The organism is Salirhabdus euzebyi (genome assembly GCF_014207435.1).
GTDB classification, from domain to species: Bacteria; Bacillota; Bacilli; order Bacillales; family Alkalibacillaceae; genus Salirhabdus; species Salirhabdus euzebyi.
The window spans coordinates 70,499-82,448 of the sequence record NZ_JACHGH010000013.1 but is presented as its reverse complement, the minus strand read 5'-3'; the positions used below and the strand labels follow the sequence as shown (position 1 = coordinate 82,448).

The following is an 11,950-nucleotide window of genomic DNA, read 5'->3' as shown; positions in this document are numbered from 1 at the left end:
TTAATTGGTGGAAATAATTGGTCCAAAAGAAAACCCTTCAAATGAAACTATTTCCACTCCGCATAATGAGTAAGAAGAATTTAGGGGATGCATAATAAAAATAAGATGTGAAGAAAGGAGTACTCCTATGAATAACTTATCGAGAGAGCAATTAATTAATGAGATCCAAGATTCCTTTGTTACCTTAATGGATCAATATGATATAGACGAAATTGGGATTTTTGAAGAAGAAGGACAAGAAAATCAATATTACTTAGGCTATACGGTTAGAAAAGATGGAAAAGCCTATATGATTCATCATCCATATCAAAAGAACCGTCAAGGGGAATTAACCCCTCTATCTGATGAGTGGACTGTAGAAACAGATGAGCCTGATTTAGAGGATAAAAGAGGCTATGATAACTTAGATGAAGTTTTTAATGAGCTTCTTTAAAAATTATTAAAAGCAGGAATTGTTTCCTGCTTTTAATTTAACTTTCGGCAAATAATCTAATAAGCTGTAAACGATCTTTCAATTCTAATTTGTATAATATGTTACTTACATGATTCTTCACCGTATGTTCACTAATAAATAGCTCATTCGCAATTTCTGTATTTCTAAACCCTTTTATAATCAGTAAACAAACTTCTAATTCTCTTTTTGATAATTTTTTAAACAGATCGTCTTTACTATCTAAAACTGTTTGATTAATCTTTCGGTCAGCCTTAATCTTACTTGTACTGGAATCCTTTCTCAAAAAATAAACCTCTTCGTTTTTAACTTCCTGACTTTCTAAAAAGTTTTTCTTTACTAAGCGATTAAGCACCTCATTAACAGTTCCTTCACTCCTACCAATTTTCAAAGAAGTGCTAAAAACGGTTTCATACGAATTTTTATTCTTCTTAAAATAGTCAATACATTCTCTTTCAATGTGTTTCTTTTCTACTTTTTCCATCTTTTCACCCTATTTTTAAGATAGCTCGATAAAAGGATACTCATTTATTGTTTCAATAATAAATGGTTTAGAATTAATATTAAGAGGTGATTTTATTATTTGTAAGTATTGATACCTAACATCAGACCAAATTTTAATAATCCCATCAGATTTACTTTCTAACAATGAAAGTATTTCTTTGTCCACTGTATCTACATTACAATGCATAAGAGTTGTTATAGATAGGGACTTTACTAGAGCTAAAAGCTCCCCATAAATAGAATATAAAAATTCCTTACCTCTTTTTATTAAAATGGTATTTATATCATAGCTCGTAAACCAATACTTATCTTCTAATTTATCCTTATTAACTTCATATCTAATATGTTCATTTAAAAAATTCCAATACTCCTCATTAGTCATTGAAGTCACATTGGCAACTTTTGATTCTATTTCTTTTAAAACCGATCGCCTAAAATGCTCTATAAATAGTCCTTGATCATTTTCTAGCTCTTTTACTAAATCAATGTTATACCGTTTAAATATGTTAATGAATTCTTCAATGGTAGTTGCAATAGATAGGGAATATAAAAACTTTTCACCCTTTTTGATTCTCTGACTAGAAATCGAAACAAGAATTAACTTATATAAAGTCGTTAAACTGTCTGTTTCAATAAGAAATGTTTCTCCCCGAGCAACTCCACCTAACAGTAATTCATCTAGTTTCTGTATCCCCGTCGGTATAATTTCTTGAGGCTTCTTTCTTAAGTCCCGATCAATTTCACCCGAAACATAGGATGGAATTATATGAATCCCCTTATCAGTTAGGAGATAATTATGTTGGTAATTTGATATTTTAGTACCACGCATTTTGATGACTTCTAAAACATATGACCTTATGTTTTCATTTAAGAATTGATAGGACATTTGTATAATTCCATCAACAACAAAATTCTCTATGGAATGGATATTAATATTTGTATCAATCTCTTCGTTAATTAATAAAGCAGTTAAAGAATGTTTGTGGAGAATGTTACGTAATGAATAAATTAATTCTCTGACGTTACTTTCTTCCTTATTAAGATATTTAATTAAGCTAATACTATCTATGACAATACGCTGGCAGTTAAAAGAACGAATCATTTTTTCAAATATACCAGAAGTACTTAACATATCTTCATGCACAATTTGAGGAGAAAAAGAGACTATCTTTATTAAATTACTCTCCTCCAATATATTTATATCCCACTCATAATTACTCATGTTTTCTGCTATCTGTTCAGGTGTTTCTTCAAAAGTTATGTAAATACCAGGCTCATTTTTTTGGGCACCTTTTATTAAATATTGCATGCCCATTGTAGTTTTTCCTGTTCCCGGTGGACCCTCAACCATCACAACATTTCCCTTTGGAATCCCACCATAAAGGATATCATCAAGACCTGCAATTCCTGTTTCCACCTTCGCACGCAAAAAACCACCACCTATATATGTATTTGTAACGTTAATTATGTATTCAATACTATTAAAGTATTTGTTTATTGCTAAGTTTTATTCAGCTAGGTATATGACTTACAATTTAAATCTTTTTACTGCATCTTGAAGCTGGTTGGCCATAGTAGATAAACTTGTTATAGATGTTTTCATATCTTCAATGGATGTTGTTTGGTTTTCAATTGAAGAGGCAACCTGCTGAGAACTTGAACCTGTTTGTTCCGTAATTTCATTAACACTTTCAATAGACAGAACTAAATTGTTATTTTTTTCTGTAATAACGTCAACTGACTTTGTAATTTCCTTCATTTGATTAGCTATATCCTGTATGGAGGAAGAAATTCCTTTAAACAGGTCTCCCGCACCATTTACTAATTCTTTCCCTGTTTTAACAGCCTTTTTTCCTTTATCAATTGACTGTACAGCTATATTCGTATTTTCCTGGATATCTGAAATGATACTGTAAATGTTTTGGGTTGCCTTACTTGATTCCTCTGCCAGTTTACGAACTTCCTCGGCAACAACTGCAAAGCCTTTACCTAAATCACCTGCTCGAGCAGCTTCTATTGATGCATTTAAAGCTAAAAGATTAGTTTGATTCGATATGTCAGTTATTATTGAAAGTATGCTTTCTATATCACGTGATTTTTCACTTAACGTTTGGATGATCATATCCGTATCTTCGGTATTTAAAATAATAATCTCCATTTGCTCCATTGCATTCTCTACAACTGAAACACCGTTATCAACCTGTTTTGATGTTTTCATGGAACTTTCGTTAGTATTTTGAACGTAATTTGATATATGATTGGAATCTTGTGAGACATCTAACACTATTTGTGTTGCACTAGCTACACTTTTCGTTTGGTGATTAGTTCCTAATGCAACTTGTTGGATAGAATCTAAAATTTGTTTGGATGCTTTAAATGTTTCTTCAGAACTTGTTTTTAATTGTTCGGCAGAAGAAGCTACTTGTTCTGATGTTTCGTTAACACTATTTGTTAGCTCCCTTAAATTAAAAATCATGTTATTTAAGACAGAAGAAAGTTGACCAATTTCATCCTTAGAATGGTGGTTAATAGAAACCGTTAAATCTCCGTTCGAAACTTTTTCTAGAGTTTCTCTTGCAGTCTTGATAGGTTTGATTATTGTAAAATGGATAATCATTGTAATAATACCTGTCGTAATAAACAGGCTAATTATCGTATTAATGTATACACCAAAATTACCATCAATCCATTGTTGTACGTATTTATTTATCATTGCAGAAAGTGGAGAACTGATAATTAAACTTATAATTACTGTCAAAATAATTTTTAACCTCAACCCTATTGTTACACGTTTTACTACATTATTTATTAATACATTTTTCTTCTTAATCATTGTTTTTCACCTCTAAATATAAATTCATGCCACTTGAAGGTTTACCAAAATAAAACCCTTGAATGTTTGGTACTTTAAGTTGTTGTGCAACCAAAAAATCATTGCGAGATTCTATTCCCTCTAAAATGAACTTTATATTTTCTTCCCTACAAAATTCCACAAAAAATGAAATCACTCTTTGCTTTTGTTTTGAATGCGACAAACCGGCAGAAAAATATTTATCTAATTTGATATAATCAGGTTTAAATTCTAATACTCTTTGTAATGAAGATTGTCCTGCCCCTACATCATCTAATGCCCATTGAATATTTAATTCCCGCATGGATTGTAATCTTGATTTAAATTCAGGCTTATTCCAAATTAATGAATCGTCATTTGTTTCATTAATTTCTAAAATTATATTTTCTTTATTTTTAAACTGAGACAATAGGTTAATGAATTGATCACTGAGTATAGTCATGGGGAATACATTAATAAATGATTTTACCGTTTCCGTTTTCATCTTTAAATAAGCCAATTTAATTGATTCTAAGTCATAGTTAATTAAATTACCTTCTTCTCTTGCATTTTTAAAAAAGATTAATGGATTAGGTTCATTCACAGATCTTAATAAAGCTTCAAAACCTAAGATCTGATTTGTTTCACAATTTATGATGGGGTGATAAAGATGGTAGAAATGTGGTGTAGTATGAATAATAGCACCTCCTATCAGGGTTATTATTATTTTCTTACAGAAAAGAGTTTCATAATAGGCTCTTCCCTTCCTATTTTCCACTTCTTAGCATAAATCCATAGGACTTTACTCTCATTTATTTGTTGGGGGGTGTCTAGGTAGTAGTAACAATCTTTTTACCATACATAAAAAGACCTCACCAATTAGTGAGGTCTTTAGTAAATGTAGTGGTTTACACCTAATCTTCATCTTTTATATCAATATCTTCAGGAATCGGTTCATTCAAAAATTCCTGCATTTGTTTTCTCCACTTTTCCATTTGATCTAAGTGTGTATTAAATTGCTCCTTGTATACTAAATATTGATCGCCATCATGTACAGCCCTGATTCTTTTTTGCACGATTAAATTTTCAATATAGTCAGGAGGTAAAGATAAATATTCCGCTGTTTCTTGTATAGTGAGATACATCATTCATCAGCTTTCCTTTTTTGAAATATACGTTTTAAGTAAGTCCTTTAATTCTCTCACTTCGTTTTTTAATTCCCGTATTTCTATCGTGTCTTCCTTAATATTATCCGTTTCTTTTTCAATTTCTTCCGAAAGTTTTTGAGCGTTATTCACAATTTCCCCGACGATTAAATTAATCATAATAAAAGTTGCAATGACGATAAAGGAAACAAAATATAACCATGACCAGCCTATTTCCGAAAATACTGGTCTGAATACTCCACTTGCCCATGACTCAAGCGTGAACACTTGGAACAGAGTAATAAGTGTAAGTTGAATGTTTCCAAAATACTCTGGTGATACTCCCGCAAAAAAAGAGGTCCCTATTACCGCATAAACATAAAAAATAATACTCATTAAAACGACAACACTACCAATGGTTGGAATAGCCATAAATAAGGCACTCACAATTCTTCTTAACGATGGCACTGAAGAAATAGTTCGCATTACCCGAAGAACTCTAAAAATACGTAACACGCTCACAAACGGCGTACTGTATAAAACGACGCTTCCAACAATAATTAAAAAATCAAAGTTATTCCAACTATTTTTAAAGAAACTCATTTTATAAACCCATAGCTTTAAAAGAACCTCCACTACAAAAATAAAAAGAATAATATAATCAGCTATTAAAAACATAGACCTGTTCGGTTCATAAATAGTAGGATATGTTTCTAGACCTATTAAAATTGCGTTAATAATAATAAGGGTAGTAATAAAAACATTAAAATACTTATGCTTAATGAAGCTAGCAATTCCTGTATCATCAGCATGAGTCCTATGCTGAACACTCATTCTAGTTGACCCCTTTACTTTCTCAATTTTCACTATGATTAATATAGCATTTTCTACTATGATGTTAAAGAATGAAGTTATGTAACTTGTCCTCTTGCATCTACTGGCCATGTAGTCATTACTCTACCATTTTTATGAACTACATAATGGTCAAATAAGTTGGCGACGGTACATGCATGATTGGGAATTATTTGCACCCTATCATTTAATTTTAACTCTGTTCGGGTTGGAAAAATGGCTACTCCATGCTCTTCTGATAATCTTTCTAATGTAATGTCTGGATGACCAACTATTTTCCCAAACCCTTTAACAGTGTCGTTACCGTGTGCTCCTTTATCTAAAGCAAGCGATTTGCTACCCGTATCTAATACTAATCTACTTTCCTTATAAACACCTACTACTGAAGCGAGTAATGTAAGGGCACATTCCTCCTCCTTTGCTACCCCAAGTCCTACTTGTATGGCATCAAAGAAAGCTGCATTTCCAGGTCGAACTTCATTTACACCCTCGACTTTACCAGCTATCTGATAGGTAGGTGTAGAACCTACACTACGAATAGGTACTGGAATTCCGATATTTTCACAATCAGCTGCACTTTCCGCTATGGCTTTTCCTTCATATACACCAATGTTGTGAATCTCTTCAAATGATTTTGAGGCATAGGAGTGACCGGCATGTGTAAAAATTCCACCTAGCGTTACATTCTTCGACATGGAAATTTCTTTCGCTAACTCTAGTACATCTTTTCCGGGTTCAACTCCACAGCGATTTAGTCCAGAATTTACTTTTATCCATACTTCTAGCTCGAAAGAATCATTCGCAAAGGCTTGTTGAAGTATACGCAATTGCTCTATTTGATCTACAGCAAGCTTTAGACTCACACCACGGTTAATAAGCTTTTTAACTCTAGAAATTTTTGTTTTATTGGCGATTGGAAAAGCAATTAATATATCGTTTATTCCCGCTTCCACCATTACTTCCGCTTCTCCAATTTTCGCTACCGTTATTCCAGTAGCGCCCATATCTAATTGCATTTTAGCAATATGAATAGATTTATGCGTTTTAATGTGGGGTCTTAAGTGCACATTATTATCCTTAGCAAAGCTTGTCATTTTGTTTATATTTTTCTTTAAACGATCTATGTCTACTAGTAAGGTAGGCGTATCTAAATCGGTAATCATTTGATTACAACTTTTCATATTCTTTAACCCCCTTCTACACTTTGTAGTGCTTGAGAGACATCATAGTTTTTTAATGTTAACTCTGTCTCACGACCAAGCACCAGTTTTGTTAGTTCCGCTCCAAGATATGGACCACTAGTCAATCCGGATGCACCAAGTCCATTTGCAACAAAAATACCTTCATAGCCCGGTAAGGGTCCAAATATAGGAAGAAAACCAGGTGTAAATGGACGAAATCCAACTCTTGTTTCTAGCAAGGTGCTTTCTGATAGACCTGGAGCCACTCCCATTGCCTTTTCTAGTATTTCATTTATTCCACCAGCTGTTACTCTATGGTCAAATCCAACATCATCTTCATGAGTTGCTCCAACAACGACTCTATCGTCTTCGAACGAAAGAATATACTGGTTATTTGGTGGCATCACAACTGGCCAATTTCCTGTACTTTTATTGAACACTTCAAGGTGTACAATCTGTGCCTTTTGAGGACTTACAGGAAAGAAAAGATCTAAAGGTTCATATAGTTGCTTAGACCAAGCACCACCTGTATCAATCACTTGATCTGCCCTAAGTCTTTCTTCTTTCACTTGTACACCATTAATCTTGTAACCGTTATGTATAAGCTTGGCATCTCCTTTGATAAAAGTTGCCCCATTTTTTCTAGCGCCATTTAAAAGTGCATTCCGAACTTTTCTTCCATTCACACGAGCCCCACCACTGACGAAAACAGAACCATATTCTTCTGCAAGTGGCGGAAACAACTTTTTCGTTTCCTCTGGTGACAAAATCATGATGTCGCCAATTTCTGGTGCATCTTTACGGCGCTTCCTTGCCCGTTCGGCCATTTTTTCCAGCTTATCCTTCTCCGTATGTAGGCAAATGGCACCGACCTGTTTGTATCCAGTATCCATCTCACCGTCAGCTTCTAGCTGCTTTATTAGTGTAGGGTAATATTTTGCCCCACCTTTTACCAGCTCGTACCAAGCTTTATTTCGACGTTGGGAAAGCCACGGACAAACAATCCCTGCCGCTGCATCAGTTGCCTGCCCTTTATCAAATCGATCCACTATGGTAACGTCCTCACCAGCTTTCGCAAGGTGATAAGCAGTAGAAGCACCTAAAATACCGCCTCCAATGACGATAACCTTTGACATTTACATCACCCTTCATTTTTAAAAAAAGTTACAATTGACAACGATTATAACACGTTCACAGAAGAAAATGGCCTGTAATGGTTTGATTAGAAACTTCTTGTCATGGTTTGTCCCCTATCATGAATATGATTTAGTAAAGGAGGGATAAACATGTACTTTCAATCACTTTCTACATTTAAACTTTTACGTTATGCAGTTGCTTATGTTTTCATATGTTCTGGAATCATGAAATTAGTTAGTGAGAATTTAGGAACTTTTTTTATTTCCCTAGGATTACCTTTTCCGCTTCAACTAATGGTGATTGTCGCCATAGTGGAAATTGCTTGCGGAGTACTTTTGTTGTTAGAAAAGAGTGTTTCTTATGCAACGATACCGTTGATTGTCATTATGATAACTGCCTTTTTATTAACAAAAGTACCAGTATTACACACCGGCTTCTTGCCTTTTGCGTTTGAAGCTCGATTAGATATTGTTATGTTAATTTTACTGTTTATACTATTTTCTCATTATCATAAAAAATAACCAGGTTCAAAAGGGACCTGGTTATTTTGACTCCATCATTCTGTTATTATTTTCTCCTTATCCTTAAACCACTTCTTATACATTAGAATGATAAAAATAACAAAGAGAACATATACACTAAGGCCAAAAATAAACATTCCTATTGATTCAAAAAGCTGGCTTCCACTAAATGCGTAGAAAAACATACTAGGAATTTTACCAATACCAGTTGCTAAAATATATACCTTAAAAGGCATTCTGCTTAATCCTGAGTAAATATTGACAACAGGTGGAGGAACTAGTGAAATAAGACGAACTAAAAGTACAGCTACAAACGCATTTTGTTCAATCATACGTGTGAATTTTTCTAACCCTTTATAATGCTCTATCTTTTTTCTGAAGTTTTCCTGAAAGCCATACCGAGCTAGTAAAAAGAAAAGAGCTGCCGCTGAAACTCCCCCAAACCAATTAATTGCCATTCCCAACACTGCACCATATTTCACTCCCATAACACCTGCGAATAAAGTGAAGGGTACAATCGGGAAAACCGATAGTAACACTGAGGTGAAAAACATAATGGGTAATTGTGAAAGTGTACTTTCCTGAATCCAGGCTAAAATGAGTGCTTTATTTTGAAAACCAACCACTATTGTGATGATGTAAAAAACACCTAGAAAAATCCATTTTTTCAATTCGGACACCCTTGCCTTTACATATGTAATAAAAAAGTAACGTTATAAACTAGACAACGTTAAAAGTAGTATTTTCTGTTCCTTCTTAATCCATTCACAACACCCATCAATAATTTCTTACAATGTAGCCCTCATAGATGGCTTCTATATTTATTTCCCCATCATTATTTGATGCTAGTGTAGCAATTTTTGATAGAATGTTTTCTTCCATCATGGAATGGATATACAATACCTCTTTTTTACCTTCCTCTGTATCATGTAGCTTTTCAGCAGAATTTAATTGATAGTAATGGATCCCTTGCTTAATAATATCTTTTATATCCTGATAGTTATGGGAGTTATAATTCTTTTTTTCTAGTATCCTCTGTTGTACAAACTGATCAAATGAACTTTTTTTATTCATCAATAAAACACTCCTTCAAACTTTTTCTATACGTATAATAGCTCGTTAGGTAAAGAATAATAGGAATGGATTTATTTTCTTTACCAAAATAATTAATTATGCTTTTACTTTTTTCTATTAATGTTAAAATTGACCGGTAAGTAATCCCACCTAATTCATACTATTATTCATGGAAGGAGCTGTTAATTATGACATCTAAACGTCCTATTACTATTGCTCGAGGTGATGGAATCGGGCCAGAAATTATGGATGCCACACTAAAAATACTCGAACATGCAGGAGCTAATATTGAGCCAGAATTTATCGATGTTGGGGAAAAAGTATACCTATCTGGCAATTCTTCTGGTATTAGTGATGATGCATGGGAATCACTTCGCCGTACAAAGGTGTTCTTCAAAGGGCCAATCACCACTCCTCAAGGCGGAGGTTATAAAAGCTTAAATGTTACAATCCGAAAAACACTAGGTTTATACGCTAACGTTAGACCGAATGTTTCTTATGCACCATTTGTGAAAACGAAGCATCCTGATATGGATATTGTTATTATTCGTGAAAATGAAGAAGACTTATACGCAGGAATTGAACATCAACAAACACCTGAAGTTGTTCAATGTTTAAAGTTAATTACTCGCCCAGGGACGGAAAAAATTGTCCGTTATGCTTTTGAATATGCGAGAAAAAATAATCGTAAAAAGGTAACGTGTTTTACGAAAGATAACATAATGAAGTTAACGGATGGTCTTTTTCATAAAGTATTTAAAGAAATCGCAAAAGAATACCCTGATATTGAAACGGAGCATTGGATTATTGATATTGGGATGGCAAAAATAGCCGATTCACCACAAGATTTTGATGTAATCGTAATGCCGAATTTATATGGAGACATCGCATCTGATGTGGCTGCTCAAATAACAGGAAGTGTTGGTTTGGCCGGTTCAGCAAATATTGGGGATCAAGTAGCTATGTTTGAAGCGATTCATGGTAGTGCACCAGATATCGCTGGAAAGGGTATTGCAAATCCATCTGGTTTAATTAATGGTGCTATCATGATGCTCGTTCACATTGGACAAGCTGAAGTAGCAACACGTATACATAATGCGTGGCTCAAAACGTTAGAAGATGGGGTTAACACTGGTGATATTGCAAAAGGTGGTGCCTCTGTTGGAACGATGGAATTTGCTGAGGCTGTTATTGAAAGATTAGATCAAAAACCTAAAACGTTTACAGCTGTAGAATACAAGAATAGTGAACCAACTGATGATTATCAGTTTAAGCTTGAACCTTTAGTAAAAGATCGACCTAAATTAGATGTTGTTCGGGAACTTGAAGGTGTTGATGTATTCTTATTTAATAATGAACTTACATCTAATGAAATTGGCCAAAAGCTAGAGGAACTTGCAGGACAAGAATTTAAGTTAGCTGTAATTACTAACCGTGGGGTAAAAGTTTATCCAGGTGGATTCCCGGAAACGTTTACCACTGATCACTGGCGTTGTCGTTTTGAGGCAGTAAATGGGGTAGGCAGCATTTCAAACAAAGATATTATTACACTACTGACTCGAATCGATGATGCTGGATTAGATTCGATCAAGACAGAAAATCTATATCGCTTTAATGGCGAGCGTGGATATTCTTTAGGTCAAGGACAATAAACCTATTGAAAGTTTATTTAGAAAAAATACAAATGGTAAAAGGCAACGATATTAAAATCGTTGCCTTCTCTACTTCGTTAGCTTTTTCTCTAAATAATACTGTTGCAGTCCATTGTCAGGATAATCTTCCACTATTCCCACTACTTGATAACCATATTTCTGATAAAACTTTGGAGCCTGAAAGCTGAACGAATCTAACTGAATAAGTCTACACTTTTTCTCAACAGCAACTTCCTCAATCTTCTTTAACAACTCGCTTCCAAGACCTTGTCCGCGCAAAGATTCATCAACCCATAGGAAATCAATATGTAAACAATACCACATAATTGTCCCCGTAATACCTCCTACAATTTGCTCTCTTTCCTTCTTAACGATAAAACTAATTTTTTCTATAGGATGCATCACATCATCCGGAACCTTAGACAAATTGTGCTCAATTACTTTTTTGCGAATCAATTCACCATTCTCTGGACTTGTATCACGAATAATTTTCATATGGACTCCACTCCCTTTCACACTTTACGGAATATAACATATATCGCATTCGTTATTCAACAAAAGGAAACCAATTCACTAACCTATATACAAAAAACAGAAGCATGA

Annotated in this window: 14 protein-coding genes; 3 read left to right on the top strand and 11 right to left on the bottom strand. The window is 34.0% G+C overall.

The genetic code is table 11. The features are described from left to right. The first annotated feature begins 127 nt into the window (after positions 1 to 127). Positions 128 to 433, top strand: coding sequence for a DUF5634 family protein (locus tag HNQ94_RS16835; protein WP_174497260.1), 306 nt, complete (start codon positions 128 to 130; stop codon positions 431 to 433). 37 nt (positions 434 to 470) lie between these two features. Here HNQ94_RS16835 and HNQ94_RS19765 read toward each other — a convergent pair whose 3' ends face one another. From HNQ94_RS19765 to HNQ94_RS16795, 8 genes are all read right to left on the bottom strand, one after another. Further along, positions 471 to 935, bottom strand: coding sequence for a LuxR C-terminal-related transcriptional regulator (locus tag HNQ94_RS19765; protein WP_174497261.1), 465 nt, complete (start codon positions 933 to 935; stop codon positions 471 to 473). Positions 936 to 950: 15 nt separating this feature from the next. Beyond that, the gene (locus tag HNQ94_RS16825) at positions 951 to 2,384 is read right to left on the bottom strand and encodes a DUF7125 family protein (RefSeq protein WP_174497262.1); all 1,434 of its coding nucleotides are present in this window, start codon (positions 2,382 to 2,384) and stop codon (positions 951 to 953) included. Positions 2,385 to 2,483: 99 nt separating this feature from the next. Then, positions 2,484 to 3,788 (bottom strand): methyl-accepting chemotaxis protein, encoded by a 1,305-nt coding sequence (locus HNQ94_RS16820; protein WP_174497263.1) that lies wholly within the window; start codon positions 3,786 to 3,788, stop codon positions 2,484 to 2,486. Then, positions 3,781 to 4,563, bottom strand: coding sequence for an EAL domain-containing protein (locus HNQ94_RS16815; protein ID WP_174497264.1), 783 nt, complete (start codon positions 4,561 to 4,563; stop codon positions 3,781 to 3,783). The genes HNQ94_RS16820 and HNQ94_RS16815 overlap by 8 nt, the downstream gene beginning before the upstream one ends. Positions 4,564 to 4,699: 136 nt before the next feature. Then, entirely contained in the window at positions 4,700 to 4,930 is a 231-nt protein-coding gene (locus HNQ94_RS16810; RefSeq protein WP_174497325.1) for an excisionase family DNA-binding protein, read from the bottom strand. Between the two features lie 6 nt (positions 4,931 to 4,936). Beyond that, positions 4,937 to 5,764 (bottom strand): ion transporter, encoded by an 828-nt coding sequence (locus HNQ94_RS16805; protein ID WP_174497265.1) that lies wholly within the window; start codon positions 5,762 to 5,764, stop codon positions 4,937 to 4,939. Positions 5,765 to 5,841: 77 nt separating this feature from the next. Continuing rightward, positions 5,842 to 6,963: a D-TA family PLP-dependent enzyme gene (locus HNQ94_RS16800; RefSeq protein ID WP_174497266.1), complete on the bottom strand. Its 1,122-nt coding sequence runs from the start codon at positions 6,961 to 6,963 to the stop codon at positions 5,842 to 5,844. A 5-nt stretch (positions 6,964 to 6,968) separates the two neighbouring features. After that, positions 6,969 to 8,099: an NAD(P)/FAD-dependent oxidoreductase gene (locus HNQ94_RS16795; protein WP_174497267.1), complete on the bottom strand. Its 1,131-nt coding sequence runs from the start codon at positions 8,097 to 8,099 to the stop codon at positions 6,969 to 6,971. A 150-nt stretch (positions 8,100 to 8,249) separates the two neighbouring features. Between HNQ94_RS16795 and HNQ94_RS16790 the strand changes: the two genes are divergently transcribed. Then, positions 8,250 to 8,621: a DoxX family protein gene (locus tag HNQ94_RS16790; RefSeq protein ID WP_174497268.1), complete on the top strand. Its 372-nt coding sequence runs from the start codon at positions 8,250 to 8,252 to the stop codon at positions 8,619 to 8,621. A 35-nt stretch (positions 8,622 to 8,656) separates the two neighbouring features. Here the strand turns inward: HNQ94_RS16790 and HNQ94_RS16785 are convergent, their stop codons facing one another. Next, complete coding sequence (locus HNQ94_RS16785) at positions 8,657 to 9,292, bottom strand: TVP38/TMEM64 family protein (RefSeq protein ID WP_174497269.1); 636 nt, start codon at positions 9,290 to 9,292, stop codon at positions 8,657 to 8,659. 106 nt (positions 9,293 to 9,398) lie between these two features. After that, positions 9,399 to 9,695 carry a DUF6407 family protein gene (locus HNQ94_RS16780; protein ID WP_174497270.1) on the bottom strand — a complete coding sequence of 99 codons (297 nt, stop codon included), beginning with the start codon at positions 9,693 to 9,695 and terminating at the stop codon, positions 9,399 to 9,401. Between the two features lie 188 nt (positions 9,696 to 9,883). Here HNQ94_RS16780 and HNQ94_RS16775 point away from each other — a divergent pair, with 188 nt between their 5' ends. Beyond that, positions 9,884 to 11,347, top strand: a complete 1,464-nt coding sequence (locus tag HNQ94_RS16775) for an NADP-dependent isocitrate dehydrogenase (RefSeq protein WP_174497271.1) — start codon at positions 9,884 to 9,886, stop codon at positions 11,345 to 11,347. Between the two features lie 69 nt (positions 11,348 to 11,416). On the opposite strand, the gene HNQ94_RS16770 is transcribed toward HNQ94_RS16775, so the two are convergent. Next, positions 11,417 to 11,842, bottom strand: a complete 426-nt coding sequence (locus HNQ94_RS16770) for a GNAT family N-acetyltransferase (protein WP_174497272.1) — start codon at positions 11,840 to 11,842, stop codon at positions 11,417 to 11,419. Positions 11,843 to 11,950: the final 108 nt, after the last annotated feature.

Bases quoted from the DNA above. Each gene is read 5' to 3' on its own strand.
- HNQ94_RS16800 (WP_174497266.1), bottom strand. From the start codon at position 6,963: ATGAAAAGTTGTAATCAAATGATTACCGATTTAGATACGCCTACCTTA.
- HNQ94_RS16810 (WP_174497325.1), bottom strand. From the start codon at position 4,930: ATGTATCTCACTATACAAGAAACAGCGGAATATTTATCTTTACCTCCT.
- HNQ94_RS16770 (WP_174497272.1), bottom strand. From the start codon at position 11,842: ATGAAAATTATTCGTGATACAAGTCCAGAGAATGGTGAATTGATTCGC.
- HNQ94_RS16820 (WP_174497263.1), bottom strand. From the start codon at position 3,788: ATGATTAAGAAGAAAAATGTATTAATAAATAATGTAGTAAAACGTGTA.
- HNQ94_RS16805 (WP_174497265.1), bottom strand. From the start codon at position 5,764: ATGAGTGTTCAGCATAGGACTCATGCTGATGATACAGGAATTGCTAGC.
- HNQ94_RS19765 (WP_174497261.1), bottom strand. From the start codon at position 935: ATGGAAAAAGTAGAAAAGAAACACATTGAAAGAGAATGTATTGACTAT.
- HNQ94_RS16790 (WP_174497268.1), top strand. From the start codon at position 8,250: ATGTACTTTCAATCACTTTCTACATTTAAACTTTTACGTTATGCAGTT.
- HNQ94_RS16775 (WP_174497271.1), top strand. From the start codon at position 9,884: ATGACATCTAAACGTCCTATTACTATTGCTCGAGGTGATGGAATCGGG.
- HNQ94_RS16780 (WP_174497270.1), bottom strand. From the start codon at position 9,695: ATGAATAAAAAAAGTTCATTTGATCAGTTTGTACAACAGAGGATACTA.
- HNQ94_RS16835 (WP_174497260.1), top strand. From the start codon at position 128: ATGAATAACTTATCGAGAGAGCAATTAATTAATGAGATCCAAGATTCC.
- HNQ94_RS16795 (WP_174497267.1), bottom strand. From the start codon at position 8,099: ATGTCAAAGGTTATCGTCATTGGAGGCGGTATTTTAGGTGCTTCTACT.